Source organism: Ruegeria sp. (assembly GCF_965221235.1).
Lineage (GTDB): Bacteria > Pseudomonadota > Alphaproteobacteria > Rhodobacterales > Rhodobacteraceae > Ruegeria.
In genome coordinates this window covers 1,677,159-1,697,883 of sequence record NZ_CBDCRS010000004.1, presented here as the reverse complement: position 1 = coordinate 1,697,883, position 20,725 = coordinate 1,677,159, and the positions used below count along the sequence as shown (strand labels likewise).

Sequence of the window (20,725 nt, the reverse complement as noted above, 5' to 3'; positions counted from 1 at the left end):
TGCCATGGCGTCCAAGTTCGACTATTTCATCGTTCTCGCGGCCATGCGCACCGGCTCGAACCTGCTCGAGGCCAATCTGAACGCGCTGGACGGTGTCACCAGTTATGGCGAGGCGTTTAACCCGCATTTCATCGGGCGGCTGAAATCAGACGACCTGCTGGGCATCACGCTCGAGGATCGCGACAAGGACCCCATGGCGCTGGTCCGTGCGATCACCTCGGCCCCCGGAAAGCTGAATGGGTTTCGCTTTTTCAATGGGCATGATCCGCGCGTGTTAGAGCCGGCTTTGTCCGACCCCCGCTGCGCCAAGATCATTCTGACGCGCAATCCGCTGGATAGCTATATCTCATTGAAAATCGCGCGCGAAACCAAGCAATGGCAGTTGAAGAACATCAAGCGCCGCCGCGAGGCGCAGGTGGAATTCGAGGCGCAGGAATTTGAAAAATATCTGGATCAGCAACAGGATTTCCAGCACTTGCTGCTGCACCATCTGCAAAAGACCGGGCAGACTGGGTTTTACATCGCCTATGACGATCTGACCGATCTTGAGGTGCTGAACGGATTGGCGGCATGGCTGGGGGTTTCAGGTCGGTTGTCCGCGATAGACGACACGCTCAAGCCGCAAAACCCCGAACCGGCGCTGTCTAAAGTGACGAACCCCGAAGACACTGAACAGGCGCTCAGCCGGATCGACAGTTTCAATCTGCACCGCACGCCGAATTTTGAACCCAGACGCGGCCCGGCGGTGGGCAACTATGTCGCCGCGCCGAACACGTCACTGATCTATTTGCCGATACGCAGCGGGATTGAGTGGCCTGTCACGCAATGGCTGGCCGATCTGGATTTGGTCCAGACGGATGAGCTGATCACCAACCAAAACCGCAAGCAGATGCGGCGGTGGTTGCAGGCCCATCCCGGCCACCGGAAATTCACCGTGTTGAGGCACCCTCTGGCGCGGGCGCATACAGCCTTTTGTTCTTATATTCTAAGCACCGAACCGGGGGCTTATCTGAAGATCCGCAATATGTTGCGCAACCGGTTCAAGCTTCCGATTCCCGGACAGCTGCGCGACGGGAACTACTCGGTCGACCAGCATCATGAGGCACTTGCCGCCTTTCTGATCTTCCTGCGCCAGAACCTTGCGGGGCAGACGCCGGTGCGCGTGGATGGGGTTTGGGGCAGCCAGTCGCAGGTGTTGGACGGGATGTCCTCATTCGCGATGCCCGATCTGATCCTGCGCGAGGATGAGATCGCCACGGCCCTGCCCGATCTGGCGCGGCGCATGGGTCATACCACTCCGCCCACACCCGGCATCAGCGCTTCGGACATGCCGTTTTCGCTGGCCGAAATCTATGACGCAAAACTGGAAACGCTGGCAGCCGAGGCTTACCAGCGCGATTATTTGCAATTCGGGTTCAGAGACTGGGTGCCCCTTACGGGCGAAGAGTGATGACCGTACCCCGGTTCACCATCGCATAGATCTCTTCCATCTCGTCATTCTTGACGGCGATGCAGCCCGCGGTCCAATCCGGCGTCTTCTTGGCGCGCTTCAATTCCGACCGCCGCTTCGGCTGCCCGTGAATGAAGATGTCGCCACCCGGATCAACACCAGCTGCCTTGGCCTGCGCGATGTCACTTGAGTTCGGATAGGAAATCCCCAGCGACAGGTGATACCGGCTGTTGGGATTGCGGCGGTCGATCAGATAGGTGCCCTCGGGCGTACGGCCATCGCCCCGTTTGGTCTTGGTGCCGGTCGGCGCAAAACCCAGATCGACCTTATATTCCTTGAGGATATGTTCGTTGTGCAGAAGATACATCTTCCGCGCGCCCTTGTTGATGACCAAAGAGGTCACCTCGGGGCCATCATAGTTCAGAAACCGCGGGCTGGCCGAAGCGCAAGCCGAAAGGCTCAGCGTTGCTACGGCACCCAATCCAAATGCTCGACGATCCATGTTTCACTGCCTGCTGCTCTTTTTTTTCAGCATTATGCCAGAATCCCGAAAAACTGAAATCACTTTTTGCTGTTCTGCTGCTCGGTCAGGCGGCGTTCAATGCTTTCCAACCGTTCCAGTACCTCATCACGATAGGCGTCGGTTTTCACCTCATCCTCGGCATGGTGCGCATCCTGCATCGAGTTCACGATCAGACCGACCAGCAGGTTCACCACCGCAAAAGTGGTGACCATGATGAACGGAACAAAGAACAGCCAGGCGTAGGGATAGACTTCCATCACCGGACGCACGATACCCATGGACCAGCTTTCCAGCGTCATGATCTGGAACAGGGTGTAGGCCGACAGACCCAGATCGCCGAACCAGTCCGGGAAGGACGCCGAGAACAGCTTGGTCGAGATCACCGCGCCGATATAGAACAGGATCGCCATCAGCAGGAACACACTGGCCATACCCGGCAGGGCCGAGATGAACCCCTCGACCACCCGGCGCAGGCGCGGCGCGACCGAGATGACGCGCAGAACCCGCAGAATGCGCAGCGCCCGCAGCACCGACAAGCCGCCTGCACTGGGGACCAGGGCAATGCCCACGATGATAAAGTCGAAGACGTTCCAGCCACTGGTAAAGAACCGCCGTCCGGTCGCCACCAGCTTCATGGTGATTTCTGCCACAAAGATCGCCAGACAGAGTTTGTCCAGCGTGACGATCAGCGGGCCGGCAACCTCCATCAAGGTCGGTGAGGTTTCCATCCCGAGCAAAATGGCATTGAAGATGATGACCGCAGTGATGAACCGGCCAAAGGTGGGATTTTCAATGATACCCAGCAGTCGCTGATTGAATCCCATGGTCAAATTCTCCTGTCTGCTCATTTTGCGGACCCCAATACAAACCGCGCGGCAAGTTCCGTGTGTGACGACCATCGAAATTGGTCCACCACCTGTACCCATTCAAGGGTGTAGCCCGCGTTAACCAGCGTTTTTGCATCCCGCGCGAAGGTCACAGGGTTGCATGAGACGTAGGCAATCACCCGGCGTTGTGCCTGCGCCAGTTCCACAACCTGCGCCTCAGCCCCGGCCCGAGGCGGGTCGATGACTACTGCATCGAAGTGTTTCAACTCATCCGGCATCAATGGGCGGCGGAACAGGTCGCGGGCCTCAGTTGTCACACGCTTCAAACCTTGCGCCCGACGCCACCCCTGATCCAGAGCTTCTGTCATCGCTGCTTCGCCTTCCACCGCATGAACCTCAGCGTTTTCAGCAAGGGGAAGCGAAAAGGTTCCGCTGCCGGCAAACAGATCCACAACCCGCTTTGCGCCCTCAGTTGCCTGCAAAACAGCCTGTAATAGAGCCTGTTCTCCGTCTTTTGTGGCCTGCAAAAAAGCCCCCGGAGGCGGTACGACACCGGCCACACCAAAGCGCTGGACCGGAGGGTGTCGCATGGCGATTACCTCACCATCCCAGCTAAGCCGCGCCAGCCCATGCTTCTCAGTCGCTTGCGCCAGAGCCAGCTCCAACGGCCCATCAAGGGGCTTGCCGCCTTTGACAGCCACATCCAGACCACCATCTGACAAGGTCAGCGTCACCGCCAGCACGCCCTTGCGGCTGCCGCCCAGCAGCGCCAGCGCCTCGGCCACCGGGATCGCGGCAATCAGATCGGGATGCAGAAGATGGCAATCAGGGATCTCGGTAATCGTTTCGGACGCCCGGCCATAAAACCCGGCCAACATCCCTTTTTTGGTGCGGCGCACAGCGATCGTTGCGCGGCGGCGCGAGCGCTCGGATGAGGTGTGAATGGGCCGCATCGGGGCATCGAGCCCCTGCGCGGCCAGCGCGTTGCGCACCACTTCAACCTTCCAACCAGCCACAAAATCATCCGCGGCATGCTGCAATTGGCAACCGCCGCACGCCTTGTAGTGGCGGCACGGCGCTTTGACGCGCTGGTCCGAGGGTGTTTCGACCCGGATATCGGTCAGCACCTGACCGTTAAGCGTACCGCTGACCACCTCGCCCGGCAGGGTGCGCGGCGCATACACGGGGCCATCGGCGATGCCGTCGCCTTGGTGACCAAGGCGCGTTATGGTGAACTGCTGCGTCATACCGGGCCTGATACCGGGGCTTTGCGCGCAACAAAAGCCTTATTCGGCGGCTTCGGCCTGAATGAACCCACCGGACTGGCGATGCCAGAACCGCGCATAAAGCCCGCCCTGCTTGAGCAGCGCGTCATGGGTGCCGGTTTCGACGATCCGCCCCTGATCCAACACGATGATCCGATCCATCTCGCTGAGCGTCGACAGGCGATGCGCAATCGCCAGCACCGTTTTGCCCTGCATCACGCGATGCAGCGCAGTTTGAATCGAAGCCTCGACCTCAGAATCCAGCGCCGAGGTGGCCTCATCCAGCACCAGAATCGGAGCGTCCTTGAGGATAGCCCGGGCCAGCGCGATCCTCTGCCGTTGACCACCGCTGAGTTTCACCCCTCGCTCGCCCAGATGCGCGTCATAGCCCTTGCGGCCATGGGCGTCCTGCAAGCCGAGAATGAACTCATGCGCTTCGGCCTTCTTCGCGGCCGCGACCATCTCATCCTCTGAGGCATCCGGGCGGCCGTACAGGATGTTCTCGCGCGCTGAGCGGTTGAACATCGCGGTTTCCTGCGTGACCATGCCGATCCGGCTGCGCAAACTGTCCTGCGTCACTTGTGACACATCCTGTCCATCAATGCGGATTGCGCCTTTTTCCCCATCATAGAGCCTGAGTAGCAGAGAAACCAAGGTGGATTTCCCGGCACCAGAGGCGCCCACAATGCCCAGCTTCTCACCGGGATGAACGGTCATATTGACGTCCGAAACGCCGCCCACATCGCGGCCATAGGCAAAGCTGACATGGTCGAAATCAATCTGCCCCTCCGTGACAGTAAGAGCGGTAGCATCCTGTGCGTCCTCAACCCGGTCACGCTTGGCCAGCGTCTTCATGCCGTTTTCGACCTCACCCACATTGGCGTATAGCCCCATCAGTGTGAAACTGACCCAGCCGGTCATCTGTGCGATGCGGATCGACACAGCACCCGCCGCTACGATATCCCCTGCTGTTGCAACTCCGTTCCGCCACAGCAGCAGCGTCGCGCCCAGCAGCAACACAGGCAGCACCCCTGCCAGTACCATCAGGATAAAGCGGAAACTGGCGGACAAGGCGCCAAAGGCCAGCATCTTTTCCCGCAGGTCGACCATAGAGTTTCGCGCGGCCTGATCCTCGAACGCGGAATGGGCGAAGAGTTTAACGGTTTTGATATTGGTGATCGTATCGACCACCTGCCCCGACACCATGGCTCGTGCCCCGGCCCGGGCGGCGGATCGCACGCGGATACGCGGCAAATACCAACGGATCAGCAGGAAATAGACCACCAGCCACGCCGCAAAGGGCAACATCACCAACGGATGAATAGACCCTAACAAAAGCAAAGACCCAACCAGTGACGCCAATGCAAAGACAATCGCGCTGATCGTTTCCGACACGACCGAGGCCAGCGCGTTTGACGTTTGCATCTGTTTTTGCGCGATCCGACCGGCGAAGTCGTCGTCGAAATAAGTGACGGATTGACCCAACGTCCAACGGTTCAGCTTGGCCAGAACCATTGGCGGAATATTGGGCATGACGACGTAGGCGTTGGAATACGCCGATAGGCCAAACAACGCAGGGCGCAGCAATATGAAGAACGCCACAACACCAAGGATCATCCAAAGATTGTTGCCAGACAGAATGCCTTCTGGCCCGCTCTGAGTCGCCAGATCAATCACCAAACCCAGAATCCAGGCGGTTCCGGCCTCCATCGCGCCTGCAGAAGCCGAGAAAACAGCCGCGACAAAGATCATCGGCCAGGCACCCGACAGACACCAGCGAATAAACGCCCCCAGCGTTTGCGGCGGGGGCGTTTCGATATTTTTGAACGGGTCGATCAGGTCGGCAAGCTTCATTCCGCAGCCTCCGGGTTGAGGAAGCCGCCAGATTGCCGCGCCCAGAACTGGGCGTAAAGCCCGCCATGCGCCAAAAGATCAGCATGGGCGCCTTCTTCGACGATCCGCCCGCCATCCATGACCAGAATACGGTCCATCTGGGCGATTGTGCTCAGCCGGTGAGCAATGGCGATCACGGTTTTACCTTGCATCATGCCGTAGAGAGTTTCCTGAATTGACGCTTCGACCTCGGAATCTAGGGCGGATGTCGCCTCGTCCAACAACAAGATCGGTGCGTCCTTCAAGATCACCCGCGCCAGCGTCACCCGCTGCCGCTGACCGCCGGACAGTTTCACACCCCGTTCCCCCACATGAGCGTCATAGCCAGTGCGCCCTTGCGGATCTTGCAGGTCGAGGATGAACTCATGTGCCTCGGCCTGTTTGGCGGCGGCAATCATCTGCGCCTCGGACGCGCCGGGCCGACCATAAAGGATGTTGTCACGCACCGAGCGATGCAGCAGTGCACTGTCCTGCTGAACCATGCCGATATGACTGCGCAAACTATCCTGCGTGACCCCGGCGATGTTCTGATCGTCAATCAGGATTGCGCCCTGCTCTACGTCATAAAATCGCAAAAGCAGCTTAACCAGGGTCGATTTACCGGCCCCAGACCGCCCGATCAGGCCGATCTTTTCGCCGGGATGGATCGTCAGGTTGATGTGATCCAGACCGCCGGTTTTGCGCCCGTAATGGTGCGACAGATCACGAATGTCGATCTGGCCCTTGGTCAGGTGCAACGGCTTGGCCTCGGCCTCATCCAGCAGGTCGATGGGCTGGGCAATCGTCTCCATCCCTTCGGCCACCACGCCAAGCTGACGGAAGAAACTGGTGAGCGCCCACATGATCCATCCGGTCATCGCGTTCAACCGCAAGGTCAGCGCGGTTGCGGCAGCGACCACACCGACCGAGGCGCTGCCCTGCATCCACAGCACAATGGCCCATCCAACAACACCAACGATCAGCAAGCCGTTCAGCGCGACCAGAACCGAGTCCATGATGGTGAAAATCCGCATCTCGATCTGAAACGTGCGACGCGTTTCCTCAATGGCTTCGCGGGCATAGTCCAGCTCTTGCGTGTCATGGGCGAACATCTTGACCGAGTGGATGTTGGTATAGCTGTCCACCACCCGCCCGGTCACTGCTGAGCGTGCGTCAGACGCCGCTTTGGACGCTGGGCCAACCCGCGCCACCGTCCACCGCACCAGCAGCGCATAAAGCGCAAACCAGATCAGCAGCGGCAACAGCAAACGAGGGTCTGCGGCCATCAGTAGGATCGCCGCACCGATCAGATAGGCCAGCGAGAAGGAAATCGCGTCAAAGACCTGAAACACCGCTTCGCCCGCCGCCGGGGGCGTCTGCATGATCCGGTTGGCAATGCGGCCCGCGAAATCATTCTCGAACCAGCCCACCGACTGTCGAAGCACGTGTTTATGCGCGCGCCAGCGGAAGATCGTACCGATATTCGGCAGGATCGCATTGTTCAGCAGCATCACGTCAACCACATGCAGGATCGGGCGCAGAAACAACACGAACACTGCCACCAAGATCAATTCAGTGCCGTGGACCTGCCAGACCTCAGCCGGAGGACCGGACAGCAGATCAACCACCCGACCCATATAGTAGATCAGCCCGACCTCAACCGCAGCAACAAGAACCGAAATCAGCCCGGTCCAGATGAACACGCGGAAAAAAGGGCGCGTGTATTCCAGCATGAACGGCCACAGCCGCGTCGGCGGTGCATTGGTTTCCTGATAGGCGGCAAAAGGGTCAACAAGGTTTTCGAAATAGCGAAACATGGAGAGTGCTCCGATTGAGCAGAAAATAGGTCATGCGAAGAAAGATGGCGCCAGAACACCACCCTTACGGGTCAAAGTGTCCCGGCTTTAGCCGAACCAGATCCCGTAATACATTCGCATCCCTCCATTCATGTGACAGCCGCACGTAACCACAAAGAATTTGATTTGTCATCCCCTTTTGAGACTCCGCCTCAGTGGCCCAGCAAATCCTCGCGGGTCAGCGCAAAGCCGGACTTGATCCAGCGGGCCTCAAGCTCGGCCAGTTTCTTGCCCAGCGCAGGACCCGTGAAATCGGGGATCAGGTCGGTGGCTTTTATCGGAAAATCGGCTTCGGCCCCTGCGCGCAGCGCGTGCCGAAGGTCTTCGCTCCACGGCTGTTCCAGAAAGGCGCAGCGCAGCAGGGTTTCGTGCAACCCGCCCTCTTCGCCATAACGAAACCCAAGCTCGGCCACGGTGGCGGTGCCGGACGCTTCGTCCCGCATCCGGGTCAGGCGCTGTAACTGCGCTTTGCTCAGACGCAGGGTTTTGGCGATCTCAGGTGGTGCAATTGCAGCCAGACGGCGGATTGGCTCAGGCTCAGCCCCGGCCTGTTCCTCCAACGCGATCAAAGGGGCCAGTGCGCGATCCTCAGCCCCCGGCAAAACCTGCGCCAGAACCCCCGCCTGACGCATTGCAGCAACCGAGGGTGCGGGATCAGGAGCACCCAGCAGTTTCAACATCTCAGCCCCGACCCGTTCGCGGGACAGCCCGGCGAGACCCTCAAGATTTTCTGCAATTGCCGCCAGAGCGTCCGGGTCGAACCCGGCTTTGCTATCGCCATACCAGGCGTGAAACCGGAAATACCGCAGTGAGCGCAGGTAATCCTCGCGAATGCGGTTCGCGGCGGTACCGATAAAGCGCACATGCCGCGCCTGAAGATCTGGCAACCCGTTCAGCGGGTCCAGAACGGAGCCATCGGGCTGCGCATAGATCGCGTTCATAGTAAAATCGCGTCGCGCGGCGTCTTCTTCTACCCGGTCGGAAAAGGCGACCACGGCGCGGCGGCCGTCGGTTTCCACATCGCGGCGAAAGGTTGTGATTTCATGTGCGATGCCGCCGCTGACCACGGTAATGGTTCCGTGGTCGATCCCGGTTGGAACCGCCTTCAACGCCGCGGCCTGTGACAGTTCCATTACCTGCTCGGGGCGCGCATCTGTGGCGATGTCGATATCCGAGACCGGAGCGCCCAGCAGCGCGTTGCGCACACAACCACCGACAAACAGGGCTTGCGCCCCTGCATCCGTCAGAGCGGCGCAAACTTTTTGGGTTGCTGGATCAGAAATCCAGACCTCATCAATTCGCGTCATTCACTCACCCGCGCGGCCAACCCCCGCAACATTCGGGCCGTCGCGCCCCAGATGTAATAGGGGCCGAACGGCACCGTGAAATAATACCGTTTCTGACTGCGCCAGCGGCGCGATTCAACGATATAATTCGCAGGGTTGAGCACATGTGCAAGCGGAACCGAAAACACTTCGTCCACTTCGCCCGGTTCGGGCCGCCATTCAAATGGATCACGCAGGATCGCCACCACGGGTGTTACGGTAAAGGACGTCACCGTTTCATGGGCTGACAGATGCCCCAAAATCTCGGGCATCTCGGGCGGCAGTCCAATCTCTTCCTGCGCTTCACGCAGGGCGGTGGCGGTCACATTCGCATCACCCTCGTCCTGCTTTCCGCCGGGAAAGGCGATCTGCCCTGGGTGATGTTTCAACGCCGAGGACCGTTTCGTCAGGATCAGCCGGGGAACGTCATCCACCAGTGAAATCGGCACCAGCACCCCTGCCGGACGCAGCTTGCGACCCTCTGGCAGGACAGTTTCGGGGTTCAGGTCGAAATCGCTCGACCCGTGGCCGGGGCGGCTGAGCGCCGCCCGCAGTTGTTCTGTTGGGTCAGGCGTCGTCCGCATCAAAGCCGACCGAACCGGGATCCAACACGTAATGGGCGCCGCAGAACTGGCAATCGGCGGTGACTTTGCCCTCGGGCGTGGTCATCTTTTCGATGTCCTTGGCCGAGTAGATCGACAGGCTTTGGCGCACGCGATCCTCGGAACAGGTACAGCCGAACTGCACCGACTGCGCATCATAAACCCGCGGCTGTTCCTCGTGAAACAGCCGGATCAGCAGATCAGTCGGTGCCACGGACGGGCCGATCAGTTCCAGATCCTCGACGGTATCGAGCAGGATATTGACGCGGCCCCAGTTCTCGCCCTCTTCGCCGTCCACAAGATCATCCGCCGTCAGAATCTCGCCACTGCCTTCACCGGACGCCACGAAAGGCGATGCTTTGGGCATGTGCTGCAACATGATGCCACCCGCGCGCCAGTGTTCGCCGACGCCCGGCTCGGTCGATTTGCCAAAACTCAGCGAGAACCGGGTAGGCAGCTGTTCGGATTGCGCGAAATACGCCTCGGCACAGGCGCTGATGGACCCACCTGCCAGTGGGGTGATCCCCTGATAGGGCTGGGTACCTTCGCCCTGGTCGATCATGATCGCGAAATAACCCTCGCCCACCTGATCAAACGGTGCGCCGTCGGTCAGGCGATCCCGGTCGAAACTGGCATAGGCGCGGATACGAGCCGGCTCACCCTCTTCCGTAGGCGCGTAATAGTCGGTGGCGATCATGCGCACCGGCCCCTTGGACTGAACCTGCAGCGACAGTTTCCAACGCAACGAGACGGTCTGACCGATCAACGCGGTCAGCAAGGCCATCTCGGCCACCAGGGCCTCGACCTTTTCCGGATAGTCGTGCTGTTTCAGGATGCCGTCCAGCACGCCATCCAGACGGGCCACGCGGCCGCGCATATCCGATACATCGAGTTGAAAGGGCAGGACGGTGTCGTCCCACGCGATTTTCGTTCCAAGAGACATGGGGTTTCCTTACACGCCACGGGTTGGCATACCGGCACCATATAGGTCGCAGAAATTGGGTTGTAAGGGGCCATACATGATCAGGCGGTTCGGCGAAACCCCGGAAACGGGGCGCATTTATACACGCAGACCGGGTGTCTATGCCTTGCTGCCGCAGGGCAAGGGGCTGTTGGTCACGTGGTATGACGATGGGCTGAACCCCGAACTGCAATTGCCGGGCGGCGGTATCGACCCCGGTGAGTCCCCGATCACCGCGCTGCATCGCGAAGTGTTCGAGGAAACCGGTTGGCTTATCGCCGCGCCCCGCCGGGTCGGCGCGTTTCGCCGCTTCACCTATATGCCCGAATACGATCTGTGGGCCGAGAAAATCTGCACCATCTTCAGTGCCCGCCCCGTACGCCAAATGGGACCACCCCGCGAAGAATTTCATGAGGCCGTGTGGCTAGAGGCTTCAACCGCCGCACATATGCTGGGAAATGAGGGCGACCGGCATTTTGCCGCCCGGCACCTCAGCGGTCTTTAGGACCCACTATATTCAAAGAACACGGCCGAGACATCGTCATCCATACCGCTGCCCGGTGCCATGGCCTGCGTCAGGCGCCAGAACATATCGTCCAGAAACTCTGGCCCGCTTCGACCCGGCGCGCATTCAAGCGCCATGTTCCGCAAACCCTCTTCTTCCAATAGCCCGCCTTCGCCCAAACTACATTCGGTGAAACCGTCCGAATAAAGCAGCAGCTTGTCGCCCGGTTTCAAATAGGTTTCGGTGCGCTGAAAGCTGACATCCGGCAACAGGCCGATCGGCAGACCGCCATCGCCCAGAAACTCGGTGCTGCCATCCGCACGCAGCACCAGCGGGTGCGGATGCCCCGCCTGCACCATCTTCAGGTGCCCGTTGCGCAGATCGACGATTGCATAGACCATGGTAAAGTATTCCTCGACCCCTGCGTCCGCCATCAGTCGGGAATTCAGCATTTCGGCCACCTGTTCCGGCGGCAGCAACGCATAGAATTTGTCAAACCGCTTTTCCATCGCCACGTTCTGTTCGAAGTGGTTGCTGGACAAATACCCACCCAACCGCGCCGTCATCATTGCCGAAGTGATACCGTGGCCCGACACGTCAATGCTGTAGAACCCCAGCCGATTGACGCCGGGCGAGAACATCCCCACGAGATCGCCGCCGATATGGCCGCAGGGCTTCAACAGCAGGCTCACCCGTGACTTGCCAAAGGTTCGGGTCAGTTCCGGGACCAGTGATTCCTGAATCTTGCGCGCCTGAATCAAGTCCTTGTCGATGGCGTCATGGGCCACGCGCAGTTCCTCAAGCGCAGTTTCGATCATGCGGTTTTTCTCGGACAACTCGCGCTGCATGTCCAGAATGCGCGCCCCGGCGGATATGCGCGCGCGCAGTTCATCCGCCTCAAGCGGTTTGATCAGAAAGTCATCCGCCCCGGCATCCAGACCCCGCGCCACCTCCTGCTTTTCGCTTTTTGAGGTCAGCAGGATGAAATAGCTGTACTGATCGCTGTCCAACGCCCGGAACGCCCGGCAGAACTCAAGACCGCTCATCCCCGGCATGACCCAATCGCTGAGCACCAGATCCGGAGGGTCATCGGCGCACATCTCGATCGCGATGTCGCCACTGTCGGCCTCAAGAACCTCGAATCCCCACTTTTTCAGTGAAGCCACCAGAATCCGGCGTTGCAGGCGGCTGTCATCGACGACCAGCACCTTTTGGATGGCACCAAAATCCAGCTCTGCCCTGGCCTCTGCCTGACTGCCCTCTGACACCTGAACCCTCTGCACTGTGACCGTTACGGAACGCCGCGACCCTAACGCGCACGGGTTTAACATCCCGTGAAGGCGGCTTTTTCTGATTGCTTAACCTGCCCTTTACCGACCCGCGTTTAGGAAAGTCATGTCGCGATATGTGTGGAGAGGCCGGATATGATCGACTGGGCCAGGGTCAGACAATTACGGGATGAGGTCGGCGCCAGCGAGTTTGACGAGGTGGTGCAGATATTCCTGGACGAGGTGCAGGAAACCATCGAACGCCTGCACAAGGACACTACCCGGCGCGAGTTCGAACAGAACATGCATTTCCTCAAAGGCAGCGCGCTGAGCCTTGGCTTTGACCGGTTCTCGAAACTCTGTCAGGACGGCGAGCGTGTTGCCGCAGCCGGTCAGGCAAGCGAAGTCGATCTGCCCGCCATTCTCAAGGTTTATGATGACTCGCGCGCCGTGTTCATCGCGGACAAAGCTGCAAACCTGACCTAGATCACGAACTGCGCCAGCGTCTCATCTTCGGTGATGTCGGTATAGGTAAACCCGGCCTCGTCCAGATGGGCAAACAGGCGGGCAAAATTCTCGGGCTTTTGGGTTTCGATCCCGATCAGGACCGAGCCGAAATTGCGCGCCGACTTCTTCATGTACTCGAACCGGGCGATGTCGTCCTCGGGGCCGAGAATGCTCAGGAACTCCTTCAGAGCACCCGGACGCTGCGGCAGGCGCAGGATGAAGTACTTCTTAACACCGGAATAGCGCTGTGCACGTTCCTTGACCTCGGGCAGGCGTTCGAAATCGAAATTACCGCCCGATGTGACACAGACCACGGTCTTGCCCCGGATAAAGCTTTGAATATCGCCCAGCGCCTCAATCGCCAGCGCACCAGCCGGTTCCAAAACGATGCCTTCGACATTCAGCATCTCGATCATGGTGGTGCAGATGCGATCCTCGGACAGAACATGCACGTCTGACAGGTGCCGGGTTTTCAGCAACTCAAAAGGTTTCGCGCCGATCTTACCGACTGCCGCACCGTCGACAAAGTTGTCGATATGATCCAGCGCCACCGGATGCCCTGCCGCCATCGCTGCATGCAGACAGGCCCCGCCTTTCGGCTCAACAAACAGGCAATGGGTCCGATCCCCGAACCACGTTGCCACGCCCGAGGACATGCCACCCCCGCCCACCGGCAGGATGACGTGATCGGGCAATCCACCCAGCTGTGCCTCAATCTCAACAGCCAATGAGGCCTGACCTTCGATCACATCTTCATCGTCGAAGGGCGACAGGAAATGCCCACCCTGCTGCGCGCACCACGCCTGCGCGGCGGCCAGAGTGTCATCGAAATAGTCGCCGGTCAGATGAATCTCGATATTGTCGCCGCCAAAGATACGCGTCTTCTGGATTTTCTGCTGCGGCGTGGTCACCGGCATGAAGATCACACCGCGCACGTCCAGATGCTTGCACATATAGGCCACGCCCTGCGCGTGATTGCCCGCGCTGGCACAGACGAACAGGTCTTGCCCCTGTTGCTTGCGCATGGCGTTGAACGCACCGCGAATCTTATACGACCGCACCGGGCTGAGGTCTTCGCGTTTCAGCCAGATATCTGCCCCGTACCGGTCAGACAAATGGGCATTCCGCTGCAATGGCGTGGCAGGGAAAACAGTACGCATCGCCTGTTCGGCGGCGCGGGCGCGGGTCATGAAATCACTCATGACCGTTTCAGTGCCGCATCACCGCCGAAAGGGCAAGGAATACATATGTGTACGCAAGTCAGGAGAGTTCGCGTTTCTCGACGAAAACGCCGTACATGGTGGTCAAAATACTGACGTTGATCAGAGGCAGCACCAGCATTGCTACGAAAATCAGGACCAGCGGCCCGATCACAGGGATAAACAACAACAACCCACCGACGAACTGCATCAGGAGCTGGAACAGCGAAGTTACGATAATCAGCAAAAGGATCGCACCGCTGGCGCCCGAGGTCGCAGACCATGCCTCAGAGAAGCTTAGCGGCTTCCCGATGGCGGCGGCCGGCAGGATCGGCGACAATCGGTAGAACAGGACAATGATCAGAATAAACAGAACGACCATCAGCGCGACACTGACTGGCACCGACGCAACTGAAACAGCTCCGACGACAAAAGTGCACGGTACAAATGCGATGCCGCACAATAGGCCCAGCAACAGGACGCGCCCGAAATAGGCAAGTATCCGGTCAAATCTGAACGGGGGTACGAAACCAGTCGGGTACTCTTCGAGCAGAACAAATCGGTGCCATGACACGACAATCCAGAAAACCGTACCAAACAAGACAGCTAACAATCCCAACAGGAATCCGAGAGCCGCGCCAGCCGATACGTCTTCGGGCAGTCCAGCTTCGGCGTTGTCGAGTGCGTCCAGCGGAATATCAAAGAGAAAGAACAGGCCGGTGATCAGTACGCCGCCGATCAACGCGGGGACAAGCGAGACCTGAATGGCCTGCTTGAGGTTCCTCAAAACCATCTTCACCGAGTGTACGAAAATCTCTAACCCCAGCATAAATTCTGCCCTCTCAACCAATTGTTGTTCTCTGTCCGCCCGTTTCACCGCAATTCCCGCCCTGCGTCAATCCACACAGCTTGCCCCCGCGTTCAAAACCCGTTAGGGGCCAAGCGTTCTACGCATAAGGGGAAGTCAGATGTCCGCGCCCAAGAAAGTTGTTCTGGCCTATTCCGGTGGCCTTGATACCTCAATCATTCTGAAATGGTTGCAGACCGAGTATGGCTGTGAGGTTGTCACCTTCACCGCCGATCTGGGTCAGGGGGAAGAGCTGGAGCCCGCCCGCCAAAAGGCCGAGCTGCTGGGGATCAAACCCGAAAACATCTATATCGAGGATATCCGCGAGGAATTCGTCCGCGATTTCGTCTTCCCGATGTTCCGCGCCAATGCGCAGTATGAGGGGCTGTACCTGCTGGGCACGTCGATCGCGCGCCCGCTGATCTCGAAACGTCTGGTTGAGATCGCCAAAGAAACCGGCGCTGATGCCGTCGCCCACGGTGCAACCGGCAAGGGCAACGATCAGGTGCGTTTTGAACTGGCTGCTTACGCGCTGAACCCCGACATCAAGGTGATCGCGCCGTGGCGTGAGTGGGATCTGACCAGCCGCACCAAGCTGCTGGAATTTGCCGAAGCGAACCAGATCCCGATTGCCAAGGACAAACGCGGTGAGGCTCCGTTCTCGGTCGATGCTAACCTGCTGCACACCTCGTCGGAAGGTAAGGTTCTGGAAGACCCCGCCGATATGGCGCCCGACTACGTCTATCAGCGCACCGTCCACCCCGAGGATGCGCCAAATGAGCCCGAGTTCATCGAGATCGGTTTTGAAAAAGGCGACCCGGTCAGCATCAATGGCGAGGCGATGAGCCCGGCCACCATCCTGACCAAGCTGAACGAATATGGCGGCAAGCACGGCATTGGCCGTCTCGATCTGGTCGAAGGCCGTTTCGTTGGCATGAAATCGCGCGGTATCTATGAAACACCGGGCGGCACCATCCTGCTGGAAGCACACCGTGGCATCGAATCCATCACAATGGACCGTGGCGCGATGCACCTGAAAGACCAGCTGATGCCGCAATATGCCGAGCTGATCTATAACGGCTTCTGGTACTCGCCCGAGCGTGAGATGCTGCAAGCAGCCATCGACAAATCTCAGGAACATGTCACCGGTACCGTCCGCGTGAAACTGTACAAAGGTCTGGCCTCGACCGTGGGCCGCTGGTCGGATCATTCGCTGTATTCCGAGGCGCATGTGACCTTTGAGGAAGACGCTGGCGCGTATGATCAGACAGATGCGGCAGGCTTTATCCAGCTGAACGCGCTGCGGCTGAAACTGCTGGCGGCGCGGGATAAGCGCCTGTCCAAGTAACGCATTTCGGTTCGAATGCGGAACCCCGGCCCCGGAAACGGCGCCGGGGTTTTCTTTTGCTCAAACGACCCAGCGTCATGCTTGCCGGATGTCGAGGCATATCTTTAACCCATGTGTCAGACTTGAAAGGACATAACATGCTGCAAGAGATCGCCGACGGAATTCAAAAGGGCCTGAACGGTAAAAACTTTGACGGGTCGCTCAAATTCGATTGCGGCGCGGATGGCGTTATCGTTCTGGCAGATAATCAGGCCACCACACAGGACCAGGACACCGATTGCACCATCCGTATCTCGCGTGAGAACCTGACCAAACTGCTGACCGGCAAGCTGAACCCGATGACCGGCGTGGCACTGGGCAAACTCAAGGTCTCGGGCAACATGGGCGTGGCGATGAAATTGGGGCAGTTGCTGGGCTGAGGCGATAAACTCGTCTCACCACCGCGTGACAAACCATGTCAGCCGATTGCGTTGGCGGAAAACTCGGGGCAGCCTGATCTCAGAAGGAGACTTGCCATGACCCGGACCGCTTATCTCGACTTTCTCAAACCAACGCTTCTGTTCATGCTGATGGCTCTGGCCGCCCTGTTGCGTGCAGCACCTGCTCCGGCTGCGGGGACCGAAACGCTGACAGTCGCGGGGGGCTGTTTCTGGTGTGTCGAATCCGATTTTGAATCCGTACCCGGTGTGATCGAGGCGGTATCGGGTTTTACCGGCGGCGCTGCGGCAAACCCAACCTATGATCAGGTCACCAAGGGTGGCACCGGCCATTACGAGGCGGTTCAGATCACCTTTGACCCGGCCCGCGTTTCCCGTGAAACGCTGCTGAACATGTTCTTCCGCTCGGTCGATCCGACGGATGCGGGCGGTCAGTTCTGTGACCGGGGCGACAGTTATCGGACGGCGATTTTTGTCTCTGATGCAGGGGAAAAAGCGCTGGCTGAGCAGGCCAAGACCAATGCTCAGAACGCGTTGGGACAGCGGGTTGTGACCCCGATCCTGCAAGAAGGCGCATTTTACCCGGCCGAGGCGTATCATCAGGATTACTACAAAGGGAACAAGCTGGTCTTCACCCGCTTTGGCCCAAAACGCCAGCACAGCGCCTACAAGGCGTACCGCAAAGCTTGCGGGCGCGATGCTCGGGTCAAGCAACTGTGGGGCAGCGATGCACCTTTTGCAGGGTCTTAATCGAACCGCGCCTCGCGCACCTCTTTGAGGTCGGGGATAACATCCGCAGTACCGTGCCGCGTGACCATCAGGGCCGCGGCACGATTTGCCTGTGCGATGGCCTGCGCCATCGGCATGCCGCGATCCATCCCCGCCAGAACGTAGCCGGTGAAGGTGTCACCCGCTCCGGTGGTGTCCACGGCCTGCACCTTATGGGCCGCAAACTCGGACGTTGCGCCGCGATGGAAATAGCGCGCGCCTTTTGACCCCAGCGTGACAATGACATGCTCAACCTCCAGATCCGTTACGGATTGGCCGGTCGCGCTGCGCAGCTGGTCGGCCTCGACCTCATTTAGGATCAGGAAATCCAGATAGGGCAGCACGGCCTGCACCGCATCGGCCTGAAACGGCGCGGCGGCGTAGCAGACGGTCAAACCCAGCTCGCGACCCATACGCGCGGCCTCAACCTGAAGATTGGTTTCGTTCTGCATCACCAGCAGATCACCTTGAGCAGCAGAGGACAACGCCTGCCCCAGCTGATCTGCTGAGATTGCGTGGTTTGCGCCCTGAAACAGGATGATGTTGTTTTCACCCTGCGCATCCACCGCGATAATCGCGTGGCCTGTGGGTTGCGCGACCTCGGCAATATGGCGGGTGTCGATGCCGTATTCGGTCAGCCGATCCATGGCCCAGCGCCCATCCGACCCGAGCGCCCCGATATGAGCAACCCGAGCGCCCGCCCGAGCGGCTGCGACGGACATATTTGCCCCCTTGCCGCCCAAAAAGCGATCCAACCGGTTGGCCGACAGGGTTTCCCCCGGCCCGGGCAAATGCGGCACGTCATAGATCATGTCCGCATTGATCGAGCCGAGGTTCCAGATCGTCATGGCTTATCCAATATCGCACGAGGCCAGAATGGCCATGTTCAGGATGTCATTTGCCGTCGACACGGTCGAGCAAATCTGGATCGGCTTGTCGATGCCCGACAGGATTGGGCCAATCACGGTGGCTCCGCCCATTTCCTGCATCAGCTTGGTCGAAATCGACGCCGAGTGCCGCGCCGGAACGATCAGGATGTTGGCCGGTCCGGTCAAACGTTGGAACGGATAGCTGGCCTGTTGATCCACGTTCAGGGCCACGTCAACGGTCATCTCGCCTTCGTATTCGAAATCGACGCCGCGCTGATCCAGCACTGCGGGGGCAAGGTGCATCTTCTCGGCCCGTTCCGACACCGGATAGCCGAAGGTCGAGAAGCTGACGAAAGCGACACGTGGCTCAAGCCCCATATGTCGTGCTACAGCGGCCGAGCGTTCGGCGATATTGGCCAGATCGTTCTCATCCGGCCATTCATGCACCAGCGTATCCCCGATCAGCACGATCCGACCCTTGTGCAACAAGGCTGTTACACCCGCCGCTCCATGGGTCGCATCCGCGTCGAACACATGGTTGATCCGGTCCAGCACATGCGCCGATTTGCGCGTGGCCCCTGTCACCAGACCGTCGCCATGTCCATGCGCCAGCATCAGGGATGAGAACACATGCCGGTCACGGGCGGCCAGACGGTGGATATCCTTTCGGTCAAACCCTTTGCGTTGCAGACGCTCGTAAAGGAAATTCGAATAGGTTTCGAGATGCGCTGTATTGGCGGCATTGACCACCTCGATCTCGCGCACAGCATCGCCCAGACCGGCCTCTTCCAGTTTGCGCTTGACGTCATCCGGACGGCCCACAACCAGCGCCTTGCCAAAGCCCGAGCGCTGATAGGTCACAGCGGCGCGCAAGACGCGAGGGTCATCACCCTCGGCAAAGATCATCCGGCTTTGCGCCTGACGGGCACGGGCGTTGAGCCCGCGCAGGATGCTGGCAGTCGGATCCATGCGGGATTTCAGGCTCAGCTCATAAGCTTCCATGTCAATGATCGGACGCCGCGCCGCGCCGGTATCCATGCCGGCCTTGGCAACGGCAGGCGGGATACGGTGGATCAGACGCGGATCAAACGGCGTCGGGATGATGTAATCGCGCCCAAAGGTCAGTGATTTACCATAGGCCATGGCGACCTCATCCGGCACATCCTCACGCGCTAGATTGGCCAGCGCATGGGCGCAGGCAATCTTCATCTCGTCGTTGATGGCACGGGCGTGAATATCCAGCGCACCCCGGAACAGGTAGGGGAAGCCCAACACGTTGTTCACCTGGTTCGGATAGTCGCTGCGCCCGGTGGCAACGATGGCATCGACGCGGACCTCATGCGCCTCTTCCGGAGTGATCTCGGGGTCCGGGTTCGCCATGGCAAAAATCACCGGGTTGTCAGCCATGCTGGCAACCATATCCTGCGTCACGGCCCCTTTGACCGACACGCCCAGAAATACGTCAGCCCCCTTCATGGCGTCTTCCAGCGTGCGCAGATCGGTGGTGATCGCGTGGGCCGATTTCCACTGGTTCATGCCCTCGGTCCGGCCCTGATAGATCACGCCCTTGGTGTCACAGACGATACAGTTCTCGTGCTTCGCACCCATCGCCTTGAGCAATTCGATACAGGCAATCCCCGCAGCACCGGCACCGTTCAGAACGATCTTCACATCCTCGATCTTCTTGCCCGAGATGCGCAGCGCATTCAGCAGACCTGCCGCGCAGATCACCGCAGTCCCGTGCTGGTCATCGTGGAAGACCGGGATATCCATCTCTTCCTTCAGGCGCTGTTCGATGATGAAACACTCAGGCGCTTTGATATCTTCCAGATTGATGCCACCAAAGGTCGGCCCCATCAGACGCACCGCGCGGCAGAATTCGTCCGGGTCTTCGGTGTCCAGCTCGATATCGATCGAGTTCACATCGGCGAACCGTTTGAACAGGACCGATTTCCCCTCCATCACCGGTTTTGATCCCAGAGCGCCCAGATTGCCAAGACCCAGAACCGCTGTCCCGTTCGAGATCACGGCCACCAGATTGCCCTTGTTGGTATAGTCATAGGCCGTCTCAGGGGCTTCGGCGATGGCTTCGCAAGGCACGGCCACACCGGGGCTGTAAGCCAGCGACAGATCGCGCTGCGTGGTCATGGGAACGGTGGCCTGCACCTCCCACTTGCCGGGGGTCGGGTCCAGGTGAAAGGCCAGCGCCTCTTCTTTGGTGATCTTCGCTTTGGGCATCTTAACGGTCGTTTCCATGACTTCGGGACTTACGCCTCATAGCGCAGGCTGGGGCGCG

The 20,725-nt window shown here is 59.4% G+C and carries 19 protein-coding genes; 6 read left to right on the top strand and 13 right to left on the bottom strand.

The window, feature by feature from the left end; genetic code table 11:
* The first annotated feature begins 4 nt into the window (after window positions 1-4).
* Window positions 5-1,450 (top strand): nodulation protein NodH, encoded by a 1,446-nt coding sequence (locus ACOQOY_RS11540; protein WP_420585563.1) that lies wholly within the window; start codon window positions 5-7, stop codon window positions 1,448-1,450.
* On the opposite strand, the gene ACOQOY_RS11535 is transcribed toward ACOQOY_RS11540, so the two are convergent.
* From ACOQOY_RS11535 to ACOQOY_RS11500, 8 genes are all read right to left on the bottom strand, one after another.
* On the bottom strand, window positions 1,434-1,952 hold the full coding sequence (locus ACOQOY_RS11535) for a L,D-transpeptidase family protein (RefSeq protein ID WP_420585562.1): 519 nt from the start codon (window positions 1,950-1,952) through the stop codon (window positions 1,434-1,436). The two genes, ACOQOY_RS11540 and ACOQOY_RS11535, sit on opposite strands and share 17 nt — an antisense overlap.
* Before the next feature lie 59 nt (window positions 1,953-2,011).
* A complete protein-coding gene (locus ACOQOY_RS11530; RefSeq protein WP_420585561.1) occupies window positions 2,012-2,797 on the bottom strand; it encodes an ion transporter in 786 nt (261 codons plus the stop codon).
* 20 nt (window positions 2,798-2,817) lie between these two features.
* Window positions 2,818-4,047, bottom strand: coding sequence for a class I SAM-dependent RNA methyltransferase (locus ACOQOY_RS11525; protein WP_420585560.1), 1,230 nt, complete (start codon window positions 4,045-4,047; stop codon window positions 2,818-2,820).
* Window positions 4,048-4,086: 39 nt separating this feature from the next.
* Window positions 4,087-5,919 (bottom strand): ABC transporter ATP-binding protein, encoded by a 1,833-nt coding sequence (locus tag ACOQOY_RS11520; RefSeq protein WP_420585559.1) that lies wholly within the window; start codon window positions 5,917-5,919, stop codon window positions 4,087-4,089.
* Window positions 5,916-7,754: an ABC transporter ATP-binding protein gene (locus tag ACOQOY_RS11515; protein ID WP_420585558.1), complete on the bottom strand. Its 1,839-nt coding sequence runs from the start codon at window positions 7,752-7,754 to the stop codon at window positions 5,916-5,918. The genes ACOQOY_RS11520 and ACOQOY_RS11515 overlap by 4 nt, the downstream gene beginning before the upstream one ends.
* A 191-nt stretch (window positions 7,755-7,945) precedes the next feature.
* The gene (locus tag ACOQOY_RS11510) at window positions 7,946-9,100 is read right to left on the bottom strand and encodes a CCA tRNA nucleotidyltransferase (protein WP_420585557.1); all 1,155 of its coding nucleotides are present in this window, start codon (window positions 9,098-9,100) and stop codon (window positions 7,946-7,948) included.
* Complete coding sequence (locus ACOQOY_RS11505) at window positions 9,097-9,702, bottom strand: CoA pyrophosphatase (RefSeq protein WP_420585556.1); 606 nt, start codon at window positions 9,700-9,702, stop codon at window positions 9,097-9,099. Before ACOQOY_RS11505 ends, ACOQOY_RS11510 begins: the two co-directional genes overlap by 4 nt.
* A complete protein-coding gene (locus ACOQOY_RS11500) occupies window positions 9,686-10,663 on the bottom strand; it encodes an Hsp33 family molecular chaperone HslO (protein WP_420585555.1) in 978 nt (325 codons plus the stop codon). Before ACOQOY_RS11500 ends, ACOQOY_RS11505 begins: the two co-directional genes overlap by 17 nt.
* A gap of 76 nt (window positions 10,664-10,739) precedes the next feature.
* On the opposite strand from ACOQOY_RS11500, the gene ACOQOY_RS11495 reads away from it, so the two are divergent.
* On the top strand, window positions 10,740-11,186 hold the full coding sequence (locus ACOQOY_RS11495; RefSeq protein WP_420585554.1) for an NUDIX hydrolase: 447 nt from the start codon (window positions 10,740-10,742) through the stop codon (window positions 11,184-11,186).
* Here ACOQOY_RS11495 and ACOQOY_RS11490 read toward each other — a convergent pair.
* Window positions 11,183-12,454 carry a PP2C family protein-serine/threonine phosphatase gene (locus ACOQOY_RS11490; RefSeq protein WP_420585553.1) on the bottom strand — a complete coding sequence of 424 codons (1,272 nt, stop codon included), beginning with the start codon at window positions 12,452-12,454 and terminating at the stop codon, window positions 11,183-11,185. The two genes, ACOQOY_RS11495 and ACOQOY_RS11490, sit on opposite strands and share 4 nt — an antisense overlap.
* A gap of 156 nt (window positions 12,455-12,610) precedes the next feature.
* Between ACOQOY_RS11490 and ACOQOY_RS11485 the strand changes: the two genes are divergently transcribed.
* Window positions 12,611-12,940: an Hpt domain-containing protein gene (locus ACOQOY_RS11485; RefSeq protein ID WP_420585552.1), complete on the top strand. Its 330-nt coding sequence runs from the start codon at window positions 12,611-12,613 to the stop codon at window positions 12,938-12,940.
* On the opposite strand, the gene ilvA is transcribed toward ACOQOY_RS11485, so the two are convergent.
* Window positions 12,937-14,163 carry a threonine ammonia-lyase IlvA gene (gene ilvA, locus ACOQOY_RS11480; RefSeq protein WP_420585551.1) on the bottom strand — a complete coding sequence of 409 codons (1,227 nt, stop codon included), beginning with the start codon at window positions 14,161-14,163 and terminating at the stop codon, window positions 12,937-12,939. The two genes, ACOQOY_RS11485 and ilvA, sit on opposite strands and share 4 nt — an antisense overlap.
* Window positions 14,164-14,221: 58 nt before the next feature.
* Window positions 14,222-14,989 (bottom strand): hypothetical protein, encoded by a 768-nt coding sequence (locus ACOQOY_RS11475; RefSeq protein WP_420585550.1) that lies wholly within the window; start codon window positions 14,987-14,989, stop codon window positions 14,222-14,224.
* A 139-nt stretch (window positions 14,990-15,128) separates the two neighbouring features.
* Between ACOQOY_RS11475 and ACOQOY_RS11470 the strand changes: the two genes are divergently transcribed.
* The 3 genes from ACOQOY_RS11470 (at window position 15,129) to msrA (ending at window position 17,542) form a co-directional block, all read left to right on the top strand.
* Entirely contained in the window at window positions 15,129-16,355 is a 1,227-nt protein-coding gene (locus ACOQOY_RS11470) for an argininosuccinate synthase (protein WP_420585549.1), read from the top strand.
* Window positions 16,356-16,492: 137 nt separating this feature from the next.
* Complete coding sequence (locus ACOQOY_RS11465) at window positions 16,493-16,774, top strand: SCP2 sterol-binding domain-containing protein (protein WP_420585548.1); 282 nt, start codon at window positions 16,493-16,495, stop codon at window positions 16,772-16,774.
* Window positions 16,775-16,870: 96 nt separating this feature from the next.
* A complete protein-coding gene (msrA, locus tag ACOQOY_RS11460; RefSeq protein WP_420585547.1) occupies window positions 16,871-17,542 on the top strand; it encodes a peptide-methionine (S)-S-oxide reductase MsrA in 672 nt (223 codons plus the stop codon).
* On the opposite strand, the gene ACOQOY_RS11455 is transcribed toward msrA, so the two are convergent.
* Window positions 17,539-18,408 carry a ribokinase gene (locus ACOQOY_RS11455; protein WP_420585546.1) on the bottom strand — a complete coding sequence of 290 codons (870 nt, stop codon included), beginning with the start codon at window positions 18,406-18,408 and terminating at the stop codon, window positions 17,539-17,541. The genes msrA and ACOQOY_RS11455 overlap by 4 nt on opposite strands.
* Before the next feature lie 3 nt (window positions 18,409-18,411).
* Window positions 18,412-20,667 carry an NADP-dependent malic enzyme gene (locus ACOQOY_RS11450; protein WP_420585545.1) on the bottom strand — a complete coding sequence of 752 codons (2,256 nt, stop codon included), beginning with the start codon at window positions 20,665-20,667 and terminating at the stop codon, window positions 18,412-18,414.
* Window positions 20,668-20,725 lie beyond the last annotated feature (58 nt).

What these genes read in the sequence shown, in the direction of transcription:
- ACOQOY_RS11450 (WP_420585545.1), bottom strand. Translation starts at nt 20,667, where the DNA reads ATGCCCAAAGCGAAGATCACCAAAGAAGAGGCGCTGGCCTTTCACCTG.
- ACOQOY_RS11525 (WP_420585560.1), bottom strand. Translation starts at nt 4,047, where the DNA reads ATGACGCAGCAGTTCACCATAACGCGCCTTGGTCACCAAGGCGACGGC.
- ACOQOY_RS11540 (WP_420585563.1), top strand. Translation starts at nt 5, where the DNA reads ATGGCGTCCAAGTTCGACTATTTCATCGTTCTCGCGGCCATGCGCACC.
- ACOQOY_RS11530 (WP_420585561.1), bottom strand. Translation starts at nt 2,797, where the DNA reads ATGGGATTCAATCAGCGACTGCTGGGTATCATTGAAAATCCCACCTTT.
- ACOQOY_RS11470 (WP_420585549.1), top strand. Translation starts at nt 15,129, where the DNA reads ATGTCCGCGCCCAAGAAAGTTGTTCTGGCCTATTCCGGTGGCCTTGAT.
- ACOQOY_RS11475 (WP_420585550.1), bottom strand. Translation starts at nt 14,989, where the DNA reads ATGCTGGGGTTAGAGATTTTCGTACACTCGGTGAAGATGGTTTTGAGG.
- msrA (WP_420585547.1), top strand. Translation starts at nt 16,871, where the DNA reads ATGACCCGGACCGCTTATCTCGACTTTCTCAAACCAACGCTTCTGTTC.
- ACOQOY_RS11510 (WP_420585557.1), bottom strand. Translation starts at nt 9,100, where the DNA reads ATGACGCGAATTGATGAGGTCTGGATTTCTGATCCAGCAACCCAAAAA.
- ACOQOY_RS11515 (WP_420585558.1), bottom strand. Translation starts at nt 7,754, where the DNA reads ATGTTTCGCTATTTCGAAAACCTTGTTGACCCTTTTGCCGCCTATCAG.
- ACOQOY_RS11495 (WP_420585554.1), top strand. Translation starts at nt 10,740, where the DNA reads ATGATCAGGCGGTTCGGCGAAACCCCGGAAACGGGGCGCATTTATACA.
- ACOQOY_RS11505 (WP_420585556.1), bottom strand. Translation starts at nt 9,702, where the DNA reads ATGCGGACGACGCCTGACCCAACAGAACAACTGCGGGCGGCGCTCAGC.
- ilvA (WP_420585551.1), bottom strand. Translation starts at nt 14,163, where the DNA reads ATGAGTGATTTCATGACCCGCGCCCGCGCCGCCGAACAGGCGATGCGT.
- ACOQOY_RS11465 (WP_420585548.1), top strand. Translation starts at nt 16,493, where the DNA reads ATGCTGCAAGAGATCGCCGACGGAATTCAAAAGGGCCTGAACGGTAAA.
- ACOQOY_RS11455 (WP_420585546.1), bottom strand. Translation starts at nt 18,408, where the DNA reads ATGACGATCTGGAACCTCGGCTCGATCAATGCGGACATGATCTATGAC.
- ACOQOY_RS11485 (WP_420585552.1), top strand. Translation starts at nt 12,611, where the DNA reads ATGATCGACTGGGCCAGGGTCAGACAATTACGGGATGAGGTCGGCGCC.
- ACOQOY_RS11520 (WP_420585559.1), bottom strand. Translation starts at nt 5,919, where the DNA reads ATGAAGCTTGCCGACCTGATCGACCCGTTCAAAAATATCGAAACGCCC.
- ACOQOY_RS11500 (WP_420585555.1), bottom strand. Translation starts at nt 10,663, where the DNA reads ATGTCTCTTGGAACGAAAATCGCGTGGGACGACACCGTCCTGCCCTTT.
- ACOQOY_RS11535 (WP_420585562.1), bottom strand. Translation starts at nt 1,952, where the DNA reads ATGGATCGTCGAGCATTTGGATTGGGTGCCGTAGCAACGCTGAGCCTT.